17 protein-coding genes are annotated in these 19,594 nt (G+C 71.1%); 9 read left to right on the top strand and 8 right to left on the bottom strand.

Features of this window, described 5'->3' with window-relative positions; all coding sequences use genetic code 11:
• Positions 1-157 precede the first annotated feature (157 nt).
• Together OG494_RS42930 and metG are read right to left on the bottom strand one after the other, a co-directional pair.
• Positions 158-994 carry a TatD family hydrolase gene (locus OG494_RS42930; protein WP_328448719.1) on the bottom strand — a complete coding sequence of 279 codons (837 nt, stop codon included), beginning with the start codon at positions 992-994 and terminating at the stop codon, positions 158-160.
• A gap of 12 nt (positions 995-1,006) precedes the next feature.
• Positions 1,007-2,800 carry a methionine--tRNA ligase gene (gene metG, locus OG494_RS42925; RefSeq protein WP_328448717.1) on the bottom strand — a complete coding sequence of 598 codons (1,794 nt, stop codon included), beginning with the start codon at positions 2,798-2,800 and terminating at the stop codon, positions 1,007-1,009.
• 57 nt (positions 2,801-2,857) lie between these two features.
• On the opposite strand from metG, the gene OG494_RS42920 reads away from it, so the two are divergent.
• The 5 genes from OG494_RS42920 (at position 2,858) to OG494_RS42900 (ending at position 7,277) form a co-directional block, all read left to right on the top strand.
• Positions 2,858-3,466 carry a PadR family transcriptional regulator gene (locus OG494_RS42920; protein WP_328448715.1) on the top strand — a complete coding sequence of 203 codons (609 nt, stop codon included), beginning with the start codon at positions 2,858-2,860 and terminating at the stop codon, positions 3,464-3,466.
• Positions 3,467-3,551: 85 nt separating this feature from the next.
• The gene (locus OG494_RS42915) at positions 3,552-4,550 is read left to right on the top strand and encodes an ATP-binding cassette domain-containing protein (protein ID WP_328448714.1); all 999 of its coding nucleotides are present in this window, start codon (positions 3,552-3,554) and stop codon (positions 4,548-4,550) included.
• Positions 4,540-5,304, top strand: a complete 765-nt coding sequence (locus tag OG494_RS42910; protein ID WP_328448712.1) for an ABC transporter permease — start codon at positions 4,540-4,542, stop codon at positions 5,302-5,304. Before OG494_RS42915 ends, OG494_RS42910 begins: the two co-directional genes overlap by 11 nt.
• A 94-nt stretch (positions 5,305-5,398) precedes the next feature.
• Positions 5,399-6,013, top strand: coding sequence for a glycoside hydrolase family 25 protein (locus tag OG494_RS42905; RefSeq protein ID WP_328448710.1), 615 nt, complete (start codon positions 5,399-5,401; stop codon positions 6,011-6,013).
• Positions 6,014-6,032: 19 nt separating this feature from the next.
• Entirely contained in the window at positions 6,033-7,277 is a 1,245-nt protein-coding gene (locus OG494_RS42900) for an aminodeoxychorismate synthase component I (RefSeq protein WP_328448708.1), read from the top strand.
• 47 nt (positions 7,278-7,324) lie between these two features.
• Here the strand turns inward: OG494_RS42900 and OG494_RS42895 are convergent, their stop codons facing one another.
• Positions 7,325-8,284: a quinone oxidoreductase family protein gene (locus tag OG494_RS42895; RefSeq protein ID WP_328448707.1), complete on the bottom strand. Its 960-nt coding sequence runs from the start codon at positions 8,282-8,284 to the stop codon at positions 7,325-7,327.
• Between the two features lie 40 nt (positions 8,285-8,324).
• Between OG494_RS42895 and OG494_RS42890 the strand changes: the two genes are divergently transcribed.
• Positions 8,325-8,858, top strand: coding sequence for a QsdR family transcriptional regulator (locus OG494_RS42890; protein WP_328448705.1), 534 nt, complete (start codon positions 8,325-8,327; stop codon positions 8,856-8,858).
• A gap of 24 nt (positions 8,859-8,882) precedes the next feature.
• Here the strand turns inward: OG494_RS42890 and OG494_RS42885 are convergent, their stop codons facing one another.
• From OG494_RS42885 to rsmI, 3 genes are all read right to left on the bottom strand, one after another.
• Entirely contained in the window at positions 8,883-9,221 is a 339-nt protein-coding gene (locus OG494_RS42885) for a hypothetical protein (RefSeq protein WP_328448703.1), read from the bottom strand.
• Between the two features lie 10 nt (positions 9,222-9,231).
• Positions 9,232-11,646 (bottom strand): LamG domain-containing protein, encoded by a 2,415-nt coding sequence (locus OG494_RS42880; protein WP_328448701.1) that lies wholly within the window; start codon positions 11,644-11,646, stop codon positions 9,232-9,234.
• A 132-nt stretch (positions 11,647-11,778) separates the two neighbouring features.
• Complete coding sequence (gene rsmI, locus OG494_RS42875) at positions 11,779-12,618, bottom strand: 16S rRNA (cytidine(1402)-2'-O)-methyltransferase (RefSeq protein WP_328459196.1); 840 nt, start codon at positions 12,616-12,618, stop codon at positions 11,779-11,781.
• Between the two features lie 79 nt (positions 12,619-12,697).
• Here rsmI and OG494_RS42870 point away from each other — a divergent pair, with 79 nt between their 5' ends.
• Positions 12,698-14,266, top strand: a complete 1,569-nt coding sequence (locus OG494_RS42870) for a dolichyl-phosphate-mannose--protein mannosyltransferase (RefSeq protein ID WP_328448699.1) — start codon at positions 12,698-12,700, stop codon at positions 14,264-14,266.
• A 10-nt stretch (positions 14,267-14,276) separates the two neighbouring features.
• Here OG494_RS42870 and OG494_RS42865 read toward each other — a convergent pair whose 3' ends face one another.
• Positions 14,277-14,990 carry an AraC family transcriptional regulator gene (locus tag OG494_RS42865; RefSeq protein ID WP_328459195.1) on the bottom strand — a complete coding sequence of 238 codons (714 nt, stop codon included), beginning with the start codon at positions 14,988-14,990 and terminating at the stop codon, positions 14,277-14,279.
• A 79-nt stretch (positions 14,991-15,069) separates the two neighbouring features.
• Between OG494_RS42865 and OG494_RS42860 the strand changes: the two genes are divergently transcribed.
• Positions 15,070-15,639 carry a class I SAM-dependent methyltransferase gene (locus tag OG494_RS42860; protein ID WP_328448697.1) on the top strand — a complete coding sequence of 190 codons (570 nt, stop codon included), beginning with the start codon at positions 15,070-15,072 and terminating at the stop codon, positions 15,637-15,639.
• A 72-nt stretch (positions 15,640-15,711) separates the two neighbouring features.
• On the opposite strand, the gene OG494_RS42855 is transcribed toward OG494_RS42860, so the two are convergent.
• Entirely contained in the window at positions 15,712-17,469 is a 1,758-nt protein-coding gene (locus OG494_RS42855) for a serine/threonine-protein kinase (protein WP_328448695.1), read from the bottom strand.
• Positions 17,470-17,664: 195 nt separating this feature from the next.
• Here OG494_RS42855 and OG494_RS42850 point away from each other — a divergent pair, with 195 nt between their 5' ends.
• Entirely contained in the window at positions 17,665-19,542 is a 1,878-nt protein-coding gene (locus OG494_RS42850; RefSeq protein ID WP_328448693.1) for a propionyl-CoA synthetase, read from the top strand.
• The last annotated feature ends 52 nt before the right edge of the window (positions 19,543-19,594 follow it).

Raw genomic sequence — 19,594 nt, 5'->3', positions numbered from 1 at the left:
AGGGCGTAACAGCCGGCAACTGCATGGTGCAGTACCGACCGGCACGATCACGGGACAGTAACGGGTCCCGCCGGGTTGCGCAAACACCCCCCGGAGTGTCGTGATCTGAGTCACTCCATCAGGTGGGCGATCATGGAACCCGGTTGTCGCAATGCGTTCACCCCGTTGTGACACTGGGGAGTCGGTAGACCCGCTCGGCCGTGGTCCGGACCGATTCGGCGACTTCGTGGACAGCTTCGCCCCTGAGCGCCGCGAGGTGACGGACGGTGTACGCGGCGCCGTAGGGCTCGTTCGGGCGTCCACGGAAGGGGTGGGGGGTCAGAAACGGCGCGTCGGTCTCGACGAGGTAACCGTCCGGCGGGCAGAGCCGCGCCGCCTCGTGGAGCCCCTTGGCGTTCTTGAACGTCACGGTGCCGGCGAACGAAAGCACGTATCCGGCGTCGATACAGCGTCGCGCGATTTCCGCGTCCCCGGAAAAACAATGGAAGATTACGGCATTCGGCGCACCCTCTTCGGCCAGAATGCGCAGCACGTCCTCGTGGGCCTCGCGGTCGTGGATCATCAGCGGCTTGTCCAGCCGCTTCGCGAGGTCGATGTGCCAGCGGAACGCCTCCTGCTGGGCGTCGTGGGGCGAGTAGTCCCAGTAGTAGTCGAGGCCGGTCTCGCCGACGGCGACGACGCGCTCGGCCGACGCCAGGCGCTCCACTTCGGCCTTCTCGGCGTCGCCGAAGGCCTTGGTCCGGGTCGGGTGGATCGCGACCGCGGCCCACACCCGGCGGTCCCACGTCGCCGCCTCGGCCGCCCAGCGGGCGGAGGCGAGGTCGTCCGCCACCGTCACCACGCGCGCGACGCCCGCGCGCTCGGCGCGGTCGACCATGGCCGTCACATCGGCCGCGGTGACCGCGCCGCACGCGTCGAGGTGGGTGTGCGCGTCCACCACCGATACCGGGAGCCGGTCCGGGACCGGCGGCAGCTCGCGCTTCTCGTCACCCAACTCGCATACCTCTTACTTCGTGATCGGGGCCCACTCGGGGCCGGTTTCCCCGAGTTCCGGGTCGAGCTTCGTGAACAGCGGCGACGGCTTGGCGAGCGGGACGCCGACCTCGATCGGCGTCGACTCCCACTTCGCCTGCTCCGCCGCGTAGTCACCGGTGAGGATCGGGTTGACCCGGCCGGCGATGTCGAGGTCCTCGACCTCCTTGAGCTCCGGCTGCGCGGCCCACACGCCGGTGCCGCCGAGAGCCTCGTGGATCTTCTGGGCCGAGTGCGGCAGGAACGGCGTCAGCAGCGTGTTGGCGTCGCTGACGACCTGCAACGCGGTGTGCAGCACGCTGTCGCGGCGGGCCGGATCGTCCTTGAGCTTCCACGGCTCCTGGTCCGACAGGTACTTGTTCGCCGCCGTGACGACGCGCATCGCCTCGCCGGCCGCCTGCTTGAACCGCGACCGGGCCAGGTGCGCCCCGACGGTGTCGAACGCCTTGCGGGACAACGCCTTCAGCTCTTCGTCGGCCGGGGCCGGCGCCTCCGGGCGCGGGATCGCGCCGACGTTCTTGTGCGCCATCGAGATGGACCGGTTGACCAGGTTGCCCCACTCGTTGGCCAGCTCGAAGTTGGTCCGGCGGACGAACTCGTCCCAGGTGAAGTCGGTGTCCTGGGTCTCCGGGCCGGCGACCGAGATGAAGTACCGCAGCGTGTCCGGGCCGAAGTCGCGCAGGAAGTCCTCGACGTAGATGACACGCCCGCGCGAGGTCGAGAACTTCGAGCCGCTCATGGTGAGGAACTCGCTGGAGACGATCTCGTCGGGCAGGTGCAGCTTGCCGTACTTCCCGGCCTCGCCGCCCTTGTCACCCTCGCCGTTGTGGCCGAACAGCAGCGCCGGCCAGATCTGGGCGTGGAAGGTGATGTTGTCCTTGCCCATGAAGTAGTAGGACCGCGCGTCGGGGTTGGTCCACCACTCCTGCCACGCGTCCGGGTTCCCGGAGCGCCGCGCCCACTCGACGCTGGCCGAGAAGTAGCCGATCACCGCGTCGAACCAGACGTAGAACCGCTTCATCGGCTGGTCGCTCCAGCCGTCGAGGGGGATCTTGACGCCCCAGTCGAGGTCGCGGGTGATCGGCCGGGGCCGCATGTCGTCGATCAGGTTCTTGGTGAAGTTGAGGACGTTCGGGCGCCAGTCGGTCTTGGTCGAGAGCCAGTCGCCGAGGGTCTTCGTGAACGCCGGCAGGTCGAGGAAGTAGTGCTCGGTCTCGACGAACTTGGGCGTCTCGCCGTTGATCCGCGACTTGGGGTTGATCAGCTCCGCGGCGTCGAGCTGGTTGCCGCAGTTGTCGCACTGGTCGCCGCGCGCGCCGTCGTAGCCGCAGATCGGGCAGGTGCCCTCGACGTAGCGGTCGGGCAGCGTGCGGCCGGTGGACGGGCTGATCGCGCCGCGCGTGGTCTTCGGCACGACGTAGCCGTTGCGGTGCAGCGCCAGGAAGATCTGCTGCGTCACGTCGGCGTGGTTGCCGGTGGTGGTGCGGGTGAACAGGTCGTAGGACAGGCCGAGGCCCTGCAGGTCGTTGCCGATCTGACGGGTGTACTTGTCGGCGGTCTGCTGGGAGGTGAGGCCTTCCTTGTCGGCCTGGACGGTGATCGGCGTGCCGTGTTCGTCGGTGCCGGACACCATGAGCACCCGGTTGCCGGCCATTCGCTGGTAGCGGGAGAAGACGTCGGACGGGACGCCGAATCCGGACACGTGGCCGATGTGGCGGGGGCCGTTGGCGTAGGGCCAGGCCACCGCAGTCAACACTGGGGTGCTCATACCTTATTAGCCTACGGATGCCGTCCAAGGCGATTCCGGCAGGTACAGGAGGCCAGGGTGTCCGCGACGCGTCTGCTCGTGCTCGGGGTGGTGCGCATGTACGGCCGCGCGCACGGCTACCAGGTGCGGCGCGAGCTGCTGAGCTGGTCGGCCGACAAGTGGGCCAACGTCCAGCCGGGGTCGATCTACCACGCGCTGAAGAAGATGACCACCGAAGAACTGCTGGAGCAGGTCGACGTCGAGCCCGGTGACGGCGGCCCGGACCGGGTCGCCTACCGGCTCACCGACGTCGGCGAGCAGGAGTACCAGCTCCTGCTGTCGAAGGCGCTGTCCGACCCGGAGCTGAACCACCCGCACCTGTCGGCCGCGATCTCGCTGATGACCACGCTGCCGCGCGCCCGCGTGGTCAACCTGCTCCGGCACCGGCTGGTGCACCTGGAAGCCGAGCGGCGGCAGGCCACGCTGATGATCGAAGAGCTGAAGGCCAGCATGGAGCTGGGCACGCCCGAGCACGTCGGCGAGCTGTACCGGCTGTGGGGCGGGATCTCCGAGGCGAGCTTCGACTGGCTCCAGGGCCTGATCGCCCGGCTGGAAGCCGGCGAATACGTGATGGCGGACGAGCAAGGCGGCGCCTTCGGGGAGCCACCGGCCGATCCGGCCGAGTAATCAAATTTGACTAACCCCTCACCTGCGGGACTAGAGTGCCGGCTTCTGCTAGTCAAATTTGACTAAATCGTCGAGAGGGGATCTCATGATCACGGCACGCGGCCTCGAGCGGCGGTTCCGCCGCAAGGGCCGCACCGGGGGCGAAGTACACGCGGTGAAAGGCGTCGACCTCGACGTCGAAGCGGGCGAGCTGGTCGGCTTCCTCGGGCCGAACGGCGCCGGCAAGACGACGACGTTGCGCATGCTGACCACACTGCTGAAGCCGACCGCCGGCACGGCGACCGTCGGCGGGCACGACCTGCTGGCCGATCCCGTGGGGGTGCGCGAGCACATCGGCTACGTCGCTCAGGGCGGCGGCAGCGCGCCGGAGAGCAAGGTCGCCGAAGAGCTGGAACTGCAGGGGCGGCTCTACCGGATGAGCAAGGCCGACGCCATCGCGCGCGGCACGGAACTGTGCGAACAGCTCGACCTCACCGGCCTCGGCCGGCGGCTCACGAAGACGTTGTCGGGCGGGCAGCGGCGCCGGCTCGACATCGCGATGGGGCTGATCCACTCGCCGGGCCTGGTGTTCCTCGACGAGCCGTCGACCGGGCTCGACCCGCAGAGCCGGGCGAACCTGTGGGACCACATCCGCCGGCTGCGCGCCGAGCAGGGCGTCACGGTCTTCCTCACCACCCACTACCTCGACGAGGCGGACGCGCTGGCGGACCGGCTGATCGTGATCGACGACGGCCGGATCGTCGCCGAAGGAACCCCGGACGCGCTGAAGGCCCGGGTGTCCGGCGACGGCGTCGAGGTCGGCGTCGACCCGGCTTCGGCGGCCGAAGCGGCCGAGACCGCCGAGCGCCTGTCCGGCGCGCACGAGCTGTCGGTCACCGGCGGCGTGATCCGGTTCCGGGTGCCCCGCGGCGACGTCGCACTGCCGGAACTGCTGCGCGCGCTGGACACCCGGGGCATCGCGATGACGTCGATGCAGGTGCACCGGCCGACCCTGGACGACGTCTTCCTGACCCTGACCGGGCGCTCACTGCGCGAAGCCGAGCAGGGCGCGCACACCGCGAAGGAGACCGCCGATGTTGCGTGACACCTGGCTGATCTTCCGGCGCGACATGCTGAGCGCGCTGCGGAACCCGACCTGGGTGCTGATCGGGATCATGCAGCCCCTGCTGTACCTCTTCCTCTTCGGCCCCCTGATGGTCCGGGCGGTGCAGGCCCAGGGCCTGTCCGAAGTGGACGGCTGGATGCTGCTCACCCCGGCGCTGATCGCGCAGCTGGCGCTGTTCGGCAGCTCGTTCGTCGGGTTCGGCCTGCTGGCCGAATACCGGTCCGGCGTGGTCGAGCGGTTCCGGGTGACGCCGGTCAGCCGCGCGGCGCTGCTGCTGGGGAAGGTGCTGGCCAACGCGCTGCAGGCGGTCGTGCAGGCGCTGCTGATCATCGCCTTGGCGTACCTCGCGTTCGACCTGGACGCGCCGGTCGGCGGTGTCCTGCTGAGCCTGGTGATCGTCTTCCTGCTGGCGGTTTCGCTGGCGTCGTGCTCGTACGCGCTGGCGTTGACCTTGAAGAGCGAGGAGACGTTCCCGGCGCTGCTGAACGCCGTGCTCATCCCGGTGCTGCTGCTGTCCGGGATCCTGCTGCCGATCACGGCGGGCTCGGCGCCGGGCTGGCTGTACACGATTTCCCGGATCAACCCGTTCCGGCACGTGGTGGACGTCGAGCGCAGCAGCTTCCGCGGCGACTTCACGATGGACGCGCTGTTCACGGGGAGCGTCGTCGTGCTGGCGCTCGCGGCGCTGTCCGTGTGGTGGGGCACGCGCACCTTCCAGCGAGACAGCGCCTGACCAAAGAAACGCCTGATCAACCCGGTGTGGTGTGACTGCGGGTCCGCTCCCGGCGACGTATGGTGTGCTCTCATCTACGCGCCGGGGGCGGACTGTGACGGAGCCGGAAGCCGAACTCGGCATCTCGCTGTCCCACCGCGAGCGCGTCGCGGACTGGCAGGCCGTGCGCGGCGCGCAGACCAAGTTCGTCTCGGTGACGATCAGCGAGAACGTCAACTGGAGCAGCTCGGCCGCGGAGCGGAACCTGGCCGGCGCGCAGGAAGCCGGGCTGCACGTCGGCGGCCGCCACTACGCGCGGCCCGGCGCGGTGCACGACCAGGCCGACCACTTCGTCCGGACGGCGAGCAAGCTCGGCGCGTTCTCCCCCGGCTCGCTGGCGCCGGCGCTGGAGGTCGCGGCGCCGAGCGTCGACGACCGGTTCATCAAGGCGTGGATCAAGCACGTCCGGCACGCGGCGCGGGTCGAGCGGGTGCTGATCTACGCCGACTACGACTGCTGGCAGCACCGCCTGCACCCGGACCGCTGGGCCGACTCCGAGGTGGTGCTGTGGCTGATCCGGCACAACGGCATCCCGGGCCGGGCCGGCTGGTTCCACGCGCGGCTCGGCATCCACCAGCACGCGTCCGCGCCGGGCGTACCGGGCATCGACGGGCCGGTGGAGCAGAACGCCGTCGTGTATCCGTTCACATTGGGCGACCTTTTGCTGTAGGACCGGTGACAATGTCGCCATGCGCGTGCAGAGCAGGACACTCCGGACGAACGTGACACCGTCGCGCGCGCTCCTGGTGCTGACCGCGCACGCCCGCGCCCACGGCCTGCCGCCGCCCGCGATGCTGTCGGGTGACTGGTTCGGCTCACGGGCGGTGATCGCGCCGTCGCTTCAGGTGTCCCCCGGCCCGGTTTCCCGGCCCGAGCCGGCGGACGCCCCGCACGGCGTGGTCGGCGGCGGCTGGTTCGGTTACCTGTCCTACGACTCGGCCGACCCGTCGGGCCGGAGCGGCGCACTGCCCGCGACGGCGTGGGGCTGGGCGGACCACGTGCTGCGGTGGTCGGCGTCGGGCACCTGCTACCTGGAGTCCCTGGACGGCGGCGGCCCATCGGTGTCCACAATGGAGTCCCTGCTGGCTTCGGCCGTTCCTGCCGTTTCCTGGACGGCCGGCCCGCTACGACGTCCGCTGCCTTCGGAACACCGGGACGCGGTGAAGGCGTGCGTGCACGCGATCGAGGCTGGAGAGCTGTTCCAGGCGAACATCTGCAGCCGTTTCACGGGCTCGTTCTCGGGCTCGCCGGCCGCGCTGTTCGCCGCCGGCGTCTCCCGGCTGAACCCGCGTCGCGCGGCGTTCCTGTCGGGTGCCTGGGGTTCGGTGGTCTCGTTCTCGCCGGAGCTGTTCCTGGCACGCCACGGCCGTTCGGTGTTGTCGACGCCGATCAAGGGAACGCTCCCCCGGCGTGGGCCTTTCGACGCCGGCAACGCTTCGCTGCTGCGTCAGTCCACGAAAGACGTCGCGGAGAACGTGATGATCACGGACCTGGTGCGCAACGACCTGGGCCGGGTCTGCGAAGTGGGCTCCGTGACGGTGCCGTCGCTGCTGCGGGTGCGCCCGGCGCCGGGGGTGTGGCACCTGGAGTCGACGGTCTCGGGGGTACTGGGCCCGTCGGTGACCGACGACTTGCTGCTGGCGGCGACGTTCCCGCCGGGCTCGGTGACGGGCGCGCCGAAGATCCGCGCGCAGGACCTGATCGCGGAGCTGGAACCGTGCGCCCGCGGCGTCTACACGGGAGCGATCGGCCTGATCTCACCGGCGGCGGGCCTGGAGCTGAACGTCGCGATCCGCACGTTCGAGCTCTCGGGCGGCTCGATCACCCTGGGCGTCGGCGGCGGCATCACGGCGGATTCGGACCCGGAGGCGGAGTGGCAGGAGTGCCTCCACAAGGCCGCGCCACTGGAGGCCCTGCTGGCTTCAAAGCCGTGAAGGCCTCCTTACCGGCTCTTATGGCCGGTAAGGAGGCCTTCACGGACTTACTTCGTCGGGTCGAGGAGGAGCTTGCCGACCGTGCCGCGTGAGCGCAGGGCTTCGTGCGCGCCGCGCGCGTCCGTCAGGGCGTACTCGCCGCCCGGGACCGCTTTCAGGTTCCCGGCGAGCACCAGGTCGAACAGCTCGGTCAGCGCCGTGCCGAAGACGTCGCCCGGCAGGCGGAAGACGTGCGGCAGCCACATGCCGCTGATCGTCGTGCTGTGGCCGAGGATGTTGCGCAGGTCCACCGGCTTCGGCGACTCGCGCCCGGCCATGCCGTAGAACGCCAGCCGGCCGAACGCCGCCAGCGCGGCGATGCTCTGGTCCGTGGTCTTGCCGCCGACCATGTCGAGCACGACGTCGACGCGGCGGCCGCCGTTGGCCTCGAGCAGCGTCGCGGTCATGTCCTCGGCCCGCGAGTCGACCGCGACGTCGGCGCCGAGTCCCAGGGCGAGCGCGCGCTTCTCGTCGTTGCTGGCGGTGGCGATGACGCGGCCCGCGCCCCACGCCTTCGCGAGCTGCACGGCGATCGTCCCGACCCCGCCGGCGGCCGCGTGCACGACGACGGACTCGCCCTGCTCGAGGTGGGCGTTCTTGCGGAGCAGCACCCAGGCGGTCGCGCCCTGGACCAGCATGGACAGCGCGGTCAGGTCGTCGATGCCGTCGGGCACCGGGAAGGTGGTCACCTCCGGCGCGACGGCTTTTTCGGCGTACCCGCCACCGCTGTTGAGCAGCGCGACGACCCGCTTGCCGTCGGCGGTGCGCCCGACGACCTCACCACCGGGAACGAGCGGCAGCTTCGACGGCGCGAGGTAGGAGTTCTCGGCCTGGTGGGTGTCGGCGTAGTTGACGCCGATCCGCTCGACGTCGATCAGCACCTCACCGGCCCCGGCCACCGGATCGGGCAGTTCGACGGGCGTGAGCACCTCGGGTCCGCCGAACTCGGTCACCTGAACTGCGCGCATCTGCTGGTCCTCTCGATCGTCGTGTGAGACATTCTGGCATATGTCTCACGAGTTCGAGCTGGCCCGCACCTGGTTCCTGTCCGGCCGCCGGCTGGACATGGGAGAACTGGCGGAGGCGCTGTCGATCAGCCGCGCGACGCTGCACCGCCGCGTCGGCTCCCGGGACCGGTTGCTGGGCGAGATCCTGTGGTTCCTTTCGTCCGCGTCGATTACCCACCTGCTGCCGTCGTGCGTCGGACGCGGAGCCGCCGGCATCGCGGACTTCGTCAGCGGCTTCGTCCGATCGGCGAACGAGTCCCCGCCGTTCCGGGACTTCCTGCGCCGGGAGCCGGAGCGGGCCCTGCGCCTGTTGACGACCCGGGCCAGCGTCTGCCAGCAGCGGACCATCGCCGAACTGGAGTCCCTGCTGTCGACGGAGGCCACTGCCGGCCGTCTCGTCCCCCCGCTACCCGTGCCGGACCTGGCCTACCTGCTGGTCCGGATCGGCGAGTCGTTCGTCTACACGGACGTGATCACCGGCGACGCACCCGATGCCGGGAAGGCCCACGCCGCGGTGTCGGCGCTGCTGTCCTAGGTGTGGACGGGACCGGTTGACCCGTCAAGCGCCGTCTGCGAAGGAGACGACATCGGCGAGCGCGTCTTCGGCGATCCCACCGAGAACAAGATCCTTCTCCAGCTCGCGCAGCCGGGCCACGAGCGCCGGACCGATCTCGTGATCGAGCCGGGCGACGTGCCCGGCACAGGTGACCGCGAGTGCCCGGACCTGCCGGTTCACCCCGGATCCGAGGCACTCCAGGAGGAACCTCTGCAGCCAGCTCCGATCCGGCTCGTGGTAGGTGAGGCTGAGCAAGGCGTCGGTCGCATCCGCGACGTCACCTCCTCGAACCAGCTCGACCATCTCCGCGCGCCACGGCCCGTCTCCCTCGTCGGTCACCACCACCGCCGTCCTAGGGGTGGTCGAGGATGGCGTCGACGTTGATGCGCTGCTGGTCGAGCACGCCGCTGTAAACCCGGATGCCCCGCAGGTCGCCGTACCAGTAATCGCTGTCCTGGCCGTCGAACCGACCACGCCCGAGGAAGAGGTCCTCGAGATCGCTCGCGCCGTTCCAGCCGGTGACGTCACCGACGCACTTCGGGCTGAACTGGAACGCGTCCGTCGTCGCGTACACGCACGCCTGGTGCGTCACGGCGTCGTACGTCCCGGCGAGGTGGGTCCAGACACCGGACTCGGCGTCTCCGTCCGGCATCATCTGGGTCGCCCCCAGCGTCCAGCTCCAGCGGGGGCGCCAGGTGCCGTTCGCGTCCTGGACGCCGCGGTAGCCCAGGAGGTACGGCGAGGAGGACGCGCTGTTCGCCCCGAGCGCCGTGCGGCCGGCCTTGTCCACACCGGCGGGGTCGGACGGGTCACGCTGCTTCTCCCGCTCGGCGTCCACCTCGGTCCAGGTGTGCTTGACCCAGGCTTCGGCGGTGAAGCTCCGGTCGCTGCGGAAGTTCTGCGGGCGCGGCCCTTCGACCTGAGCGCCCCCGTCGAACGGGAAGCGGCCGACGTCCGCGCCGTCGTCGTCGGTCGTCAGCCGGAAACTCCCGCCCGGGGTGCCGGCAACGCCGCTGACGGAGTCCGTCGTGGTGCCGTCGAGCTGGTAGTTCGCCCGCAGCACGGCGGTGTTGGCGAGCTCGGCCACCTCGGCGGCCGGCAGCGCGCGGTCCCACACCTGGACCTGGTCGATCGATCCCGCGAAGGCGCCGATCCGGAACGGGCCGGTCGACCGCCACGCGGTGCCCGCCGGGATCGTCGTTTCCGCGGCGAGCGTGCCGTCGACGTACAGCCGTTCCTTGCCCGCGAGCACGTCGTGGACGCCCGTCAGGTGGGTCCACTTCCCGAGGTGCGGGGTGATGGACGTCTTCGCCCACCGCCAGAGGCCCCCGGTGGTGCTCAGCCCGAACTCGAGGCTGTCGGACGTGGCACCGAGGCTGAACGCGTCGCCGGAGGCGCCTCCCTGTGCGGCGAAGGTGTAGCAGCCGGGCTTGTCCAGCTTCACCCAGGCCGAAACCGCCAGGCCCCCCGCGGTGTCCACCACCGGGGACGACGTCGCCGCGCCGGTGCCCGCCAGCGCCTGGCCCCGGCCGTGGCCGATCGAGTCGTCGGTCGCGGACCGGCCCGGCGAATCCGAGTAGCCCGGACCGTAGGCGACGTTCGTCCCGGTCAGCGTGCCGTCGGCGCCGGTGGCGTCGGCCGTGTCACCGTCCAATGTGTACTCACGCGTGGCGGAAAGGCCCGCCGGGACGCCGTTCTGGTTGTAGAGCGTGGTGACGTCGGCGGCGGACAGGGCGCGCCCGAAGGTCGCCACCTCGTCGATCGCCCCGTGGAACAGGTCCGCCCGCGCTCCCGCGGCCAGGCCGCCGCCGAGGACCAGCGGGCCCGCCCCGCCCGAAGCCGTGGCCGGGATCGTCTGCTGGGCCTGGCCATCGACATACAGCGTCGCCGTGTGCGCCGTCGCGTTGTAGACGCCGGCGAGGTGCGTCCAGACGCCCGTCGCCGGCGCCGCCGTCGAGACCGCCGACCGCACGACCGGGTTCGCGACGTCCGAGCCGCTCAGGCTGAACGCCCATTTGCCGGTTTCCAGGTACTGCAGGGCGAACCCGCTCGTCCGGGCGCCGTCCTGGGACAGCACCACCCGCCGCTTGCCCAGATCGGCCGCGTCGACCCACGCCGACACCGAGAACGACTTGCCGAGGTCCAGGATCCGCGCGCTCGTGGCCAGGTAGTCGCCGGGCCGGCCGCTCACGGCCTGCGCCTGACCGAGCTTGCCCGGCGCGAAGGGGGCCGAACCGGCACCCGCGTAGCGCAGACCGGCGAACTGCGAGCGGGTGTCGCCCTCGAACTGCCACGCGGCCACCGGGGCCGCGGCGTCCTTGACCGAGAAGGAGTAGTCGGTCCGATCCGACGGTGTCTTCGCGCTGTCGCACGCCCACGCGCTCAGCACGTGCGGGCCGGAACTGGCGGGAGTGATGGTCGTGGTGGCGGACCCGCCCGGCACCGTCGGTTTCACCGTGCCGGCCTCGACGCCGTCGCAGCTCGGCGAGACCGAGTCGTCCAGCCGCCAGATGTAGTGGTCGACCGGGGAGCCCGTGCCGGCCGGCGTGAACGTGAAGTCGCCGGGCACGCCAGGGCCGCCGCCGAACGTATCGGCCGGGTACCTCTGCGAGGAAACGGCGGGCGCGTCGGGCGCCTGCGCGACTGGCGCCGCTTCAGCCGGACGCGCGAAGGCCGCGGCCGGGATGATGCCGGACGCCACGGCCAGCACGAGGAAGAGCCCGCCACGGCCGGCTCTCGACCGGGAAGAACGCACAACGGAAGACACGCGGAAACCCCTCCTCCGCGGCCTGGACAGTCCTGGCCGCGCCCACCAGGAACGATCGTCGATGATCGACTGCGGCGGTAGCGACCGAATGGCTCAATCCGGATTTCACCTACGACAAAACAGACATCGGCGTCACGTCGCCTTCCGCGCCGTCAGCACGGCATCGTAAAGCTCCTTTTTGGACACTCCGGTCGCCTCCGCGACCTCCGCCGCCGCGGACTTGAGCCGCTCGCCGGCCGCGACGCGGTCCGCCACCTCGCCCACCAGGTCCGCCACCGAGACCGCGCGCGGCTCGGCGCCCGACAGCACCACCGTGATCTCGCCGCGGACGCCGTCCGCGGCCCAGGCGGCCAGCGACGCCAGCGTCCCCCGCTTCACCTCTTCATACGTCTTCGTCAGCTCCCGGCAGACCGCCGCCCGGCGGTCCGCGCCCAGCACCGCAGCCGCGTCCGCCAGCAGGGAGGCCAGCCGGTGCGGGGACTCGAAGAACACCACCGTCCGGGGTTCCGAAACAAGCGACGTGAGCCACTTGGTCCGCTCACCCGGCTTGCGCGGCGCGAAGCCCTCGAAGCAGAACCGGTCACACGGCAAACCGGACAAAGCGAGCGCCGTGGTCACCGCCGAAGGGCCCGGGAGGCACGTCACCGGAATGTCCGCCGAGACGCACGCCGCCACCAGGCGGAAGCCCGGATCGGACACACTGGGCATACCGGCGTCCGTCACCAGGACCACCGTCTCGCCCGCCTGTAACGATTCGAGCAGCCTGGGCAGGCGCGCCGTCTCGACGTCCTCGTAGAAACTCACCACGCGGCCGCGCGGCGTGATCTCCAGCGCCGAGGCCAGGGACCGGAAGCGGCGGGTGTCCTCAGCGGCCACGACGTCGGCTTCGGCCAGCGCTTCCGCCAGGCGGGGCGACGCGTCGCGGACGTCGCCGAGTGGGGTGGCGGCCAGGACCAGGCGGCCGGGTGTCACCGATGAGCTCACCGGGCCAGCCTAGGCGGGTCGGCGGATCCGGACGACGTACGCCCTGTCCCGCCCGTAGGATCGCCCCGTGACCGCCGTGCTGACCCGTCCCGACGACGAAAGCGTCCGGCCGGGCCCGGCCGAGGCGCTCCGGCCGCCGACCGACCGCGAGACGACCCTGCTCGGCCGCGGCATGCCGGACGACCGGCTGCGCGCCTGGCTCGTGACCATCGTGCTCACCGTGATCGGCGGCATCGTCCGGCTGCAGAACCTCGGCAGCCCGACGGACAAGGGCAGCCCGGTCTTCGACGAGAAGCACTACGTCCCGCAGGCGTGGCAGGTGCTGCGCAACGGCGGTTACGAGGACAACTACGGCTACGAGCTGGTCGTCCACCCGCCGCTGGCGAAGCAGCTGATCGCGATCGGCGAATGGCTGTTCGGCTACAACGGCTGGGGCTGGCGGATCATGCCCGCGCTGGCCGGCACGCTCATCATCTTCCTGACCATCCGCATCGCCCGCCGCCTGACGCGCTCGACGCTGCTCGGCGCCATCGCCGGCATCCTGGTGATCAGCGACGGCGTCCTGCACCTGCAGTCGCGGATGGGCATGCTCGACATCTTCATCGCGCTGTTCGTGCTCGCCGCGTTCGCCTGCCTGCTGGTCGACCGCGACCAGGTGCGCACCCGGCTCGCGACGGCCGTGCGCGAGGGCTGGGCCGACGAGTCGCCGTGGGGGCCGAAACTCGGCTTCCGCTGGTGGCGGTTCGCGACCGGGCTGATGATCGGGCTCACCTTCGGCGTCAAGTGGTCGGCGCTCTACTACATCGTCGCGTTCGGGCTGCTGTGCGTCTTCTTCGACGTCGCGGCGCGGCGCGCGGCCGGCGTCGAACGGCCCTGGCTGGGCACGATCCGCCGCGACGTGCTGCCCGCGCTGTGGGCGATCCTGCTGATCCCGCTGCTGATGTACCTGGCCGCGTACTGGGCCTGGTTCGCCAGCGAGACGGCGACCGACCGGCACTACACCGAGATCAAGGACATCGCGCCGGGCGTCTGGGGCTGGATCCCGGCGTCGCTGCGCTCGCTCGGCGACTACTCGGCGAACGTCCTGCACTTCCACGAAACCCTGGTCACGCCCAAGGACAACCCGCACCCGTGGGAGTCGAAGCCCTGGACGTGGCCGATGGGGCTGCGCCCGATGCTCTACAGCTACGACGGCGAGATCACCGGCTGCGGCGAGTCCCGCTGCGTCAGCGCGACGATGCTGATCGGGACGCCGGCGATGTGGTGGCTGGCCATCCCGATGCTCGGCTGGGCGGCCTGGCGCTCGATCTTCCGCGCGGACTGGCGCTACGCCGCCGTGCTGGTCGGTTACCTCGGCGGGTACGTCTTCTGGTTCACCAACATCGACCGGCAGATGTACTTCTTCTACGCGACGCCGCTGGCCGCGTTCCTCGTGCTGGGGCTGACGTTGTGCCTGGGCCAGATCCTGGGCAGCGCGAAGCGCGGGTTCGAAAGACGCGGGACCGGTCTGCTCGTCGTCAGCCTGTACGTCGGGCTGGTCGTGGCGAACTTCGCCTGGCTGTGGCCGATCCTCAACGGCATCGCGATCACGACCGGCCAGTGGGAAGCCGAACGCTGGCTGCCGTCCTGGCGGTAGCTCGACCCGCTCAGCCCGCGAAGTACGCCCTCGGCGTGACGCCGACGGCGCGCCGGAACGCGGCGACGAACGCGCTCGCCGAGCTGTAGCCGACGCGGTGCGCGACCGTCTCCAGCGGCACGTCCTGCGCCAGCAGCGGCAGCGCCGCACGCAGCCGCACCTGGGTGCGCCACGTCCCGAACGGCATCCGGCACTCGCGGACGAAGATCCGCGCCAGCGTGCGCTCGGCCGCGCCGACGTCCCGGCCGAACTCGGCGAGGCCGCGCGGGTCGGCCGGGTTGGCCAGCACCGCCGCCTCGACGTCCCGCGCCCGCGGATCGGCGGGTGACGGCACCACGATCGGCACGACGTCGAGCGGTTCCAGCAGGTCGAACGCGACGGCTTCGGCCCGCAGCCGGGCTTCCGGGGCGACGCCGTCGCCGGTCAGGTACTCCAGCAGCTCGTGCAGCAGCGGCCGGACGGCGACCAGCCGCGGCTCCGGCCAGCGCACCGGGCTGCGGTCCGGGTGCGCGTAGATCCCGCGCAGGGCGGCCTTGCCGAGCGCGCCGGTCCGGTGCTGGACGCCGGCGGGCATCCACAGCGCGCGTGTCGGCGGCAGGACCCAGCCGGCGTCGCCCGCCTTGACCGCGATGACCCCGCTGGCCGCCCAGACGAGCTGGTGCACGGGGTGTTCGTGCCACGGGAACCAGGTGCCGGCCGGCAGGTCGACCTCGCCGAGCAGCATCGCGTGGTGGCCGTTTTGCGACATCAGTTGGCAGGCTATCGGCTACCGGTCACCACGACGGCTCCCTACCGTCGACGGCATGCCGATGAACCTGATCCACCGCAAGATCTGCAGCTCGGAGAAGTGGGCGGCCACCGTCGAGGAGCGCCTCACGCCGTGGCTGAAGGAGCGCGACCTGGGGGACGACGTCCTCGAGATCGGACCCGGCTTCGGCGCCACGACGAAGGTGCTGCTCGGCGTCGTCCCGAAGCTGACGGTCCTGGAAATCGACCACGCGTCGACCGAGCTGCTGCGCGCGAAGTTCGGCGACCGCGCCGACGTCGTCGAGGGCAGCGGCGCGGAGATGCCGTTCGAGTCGGGGCGCTTCTCGGCGGTCGTCTGCTTCACGATGCTGCACCACGTGCCGACGAAGCAGCTGCAGGACGCGATCTTCGCCGAGGCCGCGCGGGTCCTGCGCCCGGGCGGCACGTACTGCGGCAGCGACGGCCAGCTGAACCTGAGGTTCCGCCTGCTGCACATCGGCGACACGATGAACGTCGTCGACGCGCCGACGTTCGGCGGTCGTCTGGAGAAGGCGGGCTTCGAGCAGGTGGACGTCCAGCTGGAGCCGAAGCAGCTGGTGATCTTCTCGGCGGTGAAGCCGGGCTGAGGGGGCTGCCGCGGCTTGTCGTGAGTGTTCAGGGCGGTTCTAACCGCCCTGAACACTCACGACGGGTCCGGGTCAGCGGTGCGGCTGGCGCGGGACCACGCGGGTGACCGGGCCGTCCGCGGACTTGCCCGCCCTCGACAGCCAGCCCTCCACCTCGCGGCGCACCGAGTTGAGCGTCGGACGCCGGCGCGGCTCCGGGTCCAGGGACGCCGCCAGCAGCCGCGCGTGGGCGCTGCGCTGCGGCAGCCGGGACACCGGTTCCGCACGGGCCGCCGCCATCAGGGCCGCCATCGGGGTCTCGCGGGTGCCGCGGGGCGGCTGGCCCGTCAAGGCGTAGCTGATCGTCGCCGCGAGCTGCCAGGCGTCGGACGCCGGGGAGGCCGTCGCGCCCATCGCCTGCTCCGGGGCAACGAAGTCCGGCGTGCCGATCATCATGCCGGTCGCGGTCATCTTGGAGTCGCCCTGGCTGCGGGCGATGCCGAAGTCGATCAGGTGGGCCAGGCCGCTGGGGTCGAGCACGACGTTCGACGGCTTGATGTCGCGGTGCAGGACGCCCTTCTCGTGGGCGGCCGCGAGCGCGCCCGCCATGGTCGCCCACAGGCGGCCGGCGGCGACGTCGTCGAGCGGACCCTGGCCGTCGACCAGTTCGGCCAGCGGCCGGCCTTCGAGGTACTCCATGACCAGCGCGAGGCCGTCCGGCTCCTCGGCCAGGTCGTACACCTTGACGCAGTTCGGGTGGCTGACGACGGCCAGCGCGCGGGCCTCGCGCTGCATGCGCTCGGCGGTGTCGCGGTCCGGCGCGTGCGCGATCTTCAGCGCGACCGTGCGGTTGAGCTGGGTGTCGACGGCCTGCCAGACCGTGCCGAAACCGCCGGCGCCGAGCTGCTTGACGCGCCGGTAACGGCTGCCGCCGGCGTTGCGCGAGCCGGGCGGGTGCGGGATCGGGCCCGGCGCCGCGGCCAGCGCGCCCGCCATCGGGGGCGGTTCGGGCGCGGACGCGAGCGCCGTCTTCGGGTACGGCTTGTTGATCGGGGGCGGCGGAGGCGGCGGGGTGGGCCGCGGCTGGACCTGCGACGGCGGCTGCTGCGGCGGCCGGTAGGGCTCGGGGTTGCGGTTCGGCGGCGGCACGTCCGGCCGGTTGATGACCGACCACGGCGGCGGGCCGACCATCGCGACCGGGATCAGGCCCAGCACGCTGAACGGCAGGAAACCGAGCCAGAAGTGCAGCGCGGTGTTCGCTTCCATACCGACGCTGAACAAGGCCATCGCGACGAACGGGATCCAGAAGAACCGGGACGGCCACTTCGGACCGCGGCGGAACGCCGTGCGCCCCTGCAGCATCACGAACAGCAGCGACCCGGCCGGCAGCACGATGAAGGCCAGCAGGTACACGAAGAACGGGAGGTCGTCGGCGCCGGTGCTGCCGGAGGAAAGCACGTCGAACACGGTCTGACGGCCGCCCAGGTAGTTCACCTGCGAGTCGACCCAGCAGCCACCGGGCCCCTTCAGCGTCGCGACCTCGCTCGCGGACAGCCCGGACCTCTGGCCGGCGAACACCATGCGGTAGACACCCGACACGCCGTTCGACAGCAGCCACGGCAGCACCAGCGTGCTGAGCAGGCCGATCACGCCGAACACCGACAGCGTGGTCAGGTCGTACCGGTTGCCGGTGCCCTTGCGGATGATCGAGACGACGAGCGCGCCGATCGGCGGCAGCAACGCGACGAGCGCGCCCGCCGCACTCGTGGCCCAGACCCAGTCGCCGGGGCAGAAGCCCGGGCCGAACAAGGAATGGGCTAGCGAGAGCAACGCGCTCGCGAGTCCGTTCACTGCCGGGCTCCCCTCACTGTCCGTGTTCACGTCTTACCGTCACGCGGCATTTCCCCGCGGTCCAGCTTAGGACGCGCGCCGCCGCCGTTGGGTTGCCGGGTCTTTCCGGCGCCCGGATCCCGCGCGGAATCCGGCGGGCCCGCCGTCTCGGCGTCATGATGGGACCGGCGGGACGTTCGACGCGAAGGAGCGGGAATGGGCGCGTACTCCGAGGCCTACCGGCGGAGCCTGGCCGAGCCGGACGCGTTCTGGCTGGAAGCGGCCAAGACGATCACCTGGACGAAGGCCCCGGAACGGGCCCTCGACGACACGAACCCGCCCTTCTACCGCTGGTTCCCCGACGGCGAGCTGAACACCTCCTACAACGCCCTGGACCGCCACGTCGAGGCCGGCCGCGGCGGGCAGGACGCGCTGATCTGGGACTCCCCCGTGACCGGACAGCAACACACGTTCACCTACGAACAGCTCCGCGACGAGGTCGCGCGCTTCGCCGGTGCGCTGGGTTCGCTCGGCGTGACGCACGGTGACCGCGTCATCGTCTACCTGCCGATGGTCCCCGAAGCCGTGATCGCGATGCTGGCCTGCGCGCGGATCGGCGCGGTGCACTCGGTGGTCTTCGGCGGGTTCGCGCCGAAGGAGCTCGCGGCCCGGATCGAGGACGCGAAACCGAAGGTCGTCCTGGCCGCGTCCTGCGGGATCGAGCCGACGCGCGTCGTCGAGTACAAGCCGATCATCGACGCCGCCCTCGAGCTGACCGAACACCAGCCGGACCACGTCGTGGTGCTGCAGCGCGAGCAGGCGCCGGCCGAGCTGACCGAGCGGGACGTCGACTGGCGGGAGCTGGCCGCGAGCGCGTCCCCGGTCGATCCGGTACCGGTGAAGGCGACCGATCCGCTTTACATCCTCTACACGTCCGGGACCACGGGGAAGCCGAAGGGCGTCGTCCGCGACACCGGCGGGCACGCGGTGGCGCTGGCCTGGTCGATGAACGCGATCTACGACGTCCACGCGGGCGACGTCTGGTGGACGGCCTCCGACGTCGGCTGGGTCGTCGGGAACTCCTACATCGTCTACGCGCCACTGCTGGCGGGCGCGACGACAGTGCTCTACGAGGGCAAACCGGTCGGGACGCCGGACGCGGGCGCGTTCTGGCGGGTCATCGCCGAGCACGGCGTCCAGGCGCTGTTCACCGCGCCGACCGCGCTGCGGGCGATCAAGAAGGTCGACCCGGACGCGAAGGAACTGGAGAAGTACGACCTGAAGCAGTTCCGGACGCTGTTCATGGCCGGCGAGCGGCTCGACCCGGAGACCTACCACTGGGCGCGCGAGAAGCTGGGCACGCCGGTGATCGACCACTGGTGGCAGACCGAGACGGGCTGGCCGATCGCGGCCAACCTGCGAGGCCTGGAGCCGATGGACGTCAAGCCCGGCTCGGCGACCAAGCCCGTGCCCGGCTGGGACGTCCGGATCCTCGACCAGGCCGGCGACGAGCTGCCCGCGGGGCGCGAGGGCGCCATCACGGTCAAGCTGCCGCTGCCGCCGGGCTCGCTGCCGACGCTCTGGGGTGACGACGAGCGCTACCGCGAGGCCTACCTCTCCCGCTACGACGGCCACTACCTGACCGGCGACTCCGGGTACCTCGACGAGGACGGCTACCTGTTCGTCATGGGCCGCACCGACGACGTCATCAACGTCGCCGGCCACCGGTTGTCGACGGGGTCGATGGAGGCCGCGCTGGCCTCGCACCCGGCGGTCGCGGAGTGCGCCGTGATCGGGGTCGCCGACCAGCTCAAGGGCCAGTTGCCGCGCGGCTTCGTCGTGCTCAAGGCCGGCGTCGACACGCCTGCGGACCAGCTGCGCGACGAGCTGGTGGCGGTGGTGCGCCGGGACATCGGGCCGGTCGCCGCGTTCCGCGATGTGTCCATTGTGGACGCTCTGCCGAAGACGCGGTCCGGGAAGATCCTGCGCAAGACCATGCGCGCGATCGCCGACGGCCGCGACGAGGCGGCGCCCTCGACCATCGAGGATCCGGCCGTGCTGGACGCGATCCGGGCCGCGCTGCGCACTTCGTAAAGTATTGTTCCAAATACACCGGCTGGTCTGTACCTTTGTGAGGGAGTCCCCG

It is taken from the genome of Amycolatopsis sp. NBC_00438, from assembly GCF_036026695.1.
GTDB lineage: Bacteria > Actinomycetota > Actinomycetes > Mycobacteriales > Pseudonocardiaceae > Amycolatopsis.
This window is presented reverse-complemented; position numbering and strand designations above follow the sequence as displayed.

Bases quoted from the DNA above. Each gene is read 5' to 3' on its own strand.
- OG494_RS42895 (WP_328448707.1), bottom strand. From the start codon at position 8,284: ATGCGCGCAGTTCAGGTGACCGAGTTCGGCGGACCCGAGGTGCTCACG.
- OG494_RS42890 (WP_328448705.1), top strand. From the start codon at position 8,325: ATGTCTCACGAGTTCGAGCTGGCCCGCACCTGGTTCCTGTCCGGCCGC.
- OG494_RS42850 (WP_328448693.1), top strand. From the start codon at position 17,665: ATGGGCGCGTACTCCGAGGCCTACCGGCGGAGCCTGGCCGAGCCGGAC.
- OG494_RS42860 (WP_328448697.1), top strand. From the start codon at position 15,070: ATGCCGATGAACCTGATCCACCGCAAGATCTGCAGCTCGGAGAAGTGG.
- metG (WP_328448717.1), bottom strand. From the start codon at position 2,800: ATGAGCACCCCAGTGTTGACTGCGGTGGCCTGGCCCTACGCCAACGGC.
- OG494_RS42915 (WP_328448714.1), top strand. From the start codon at position 3,552: ATGATCACGGCACGCGGCCTCGAGCGGCGGTTCCGCCGCAAGGGCCGC.
- OG494_RS42865 (WP_328459195.1), bottom strand. From the start codon at position 14,990: ATGCTGCTCGGCGAGGTCGACCTGCCGGCCGGCACCTGGTTCCCGTGG.
- OG494_RS42900 (WP_328448708.1), top strand. From the start codon at position 6,033: ATGCGCGTGCAGAGCAGGACACTCCGGACGAACGTGACACCGTCGCGC.
- OG494_RS42910 (WP_328448712.1), top strand. From the start codon at position 4,540: ATGTTGCGTGACACCTGGCTGATCTTCCGGCGCGACATGCTGAGCGCG.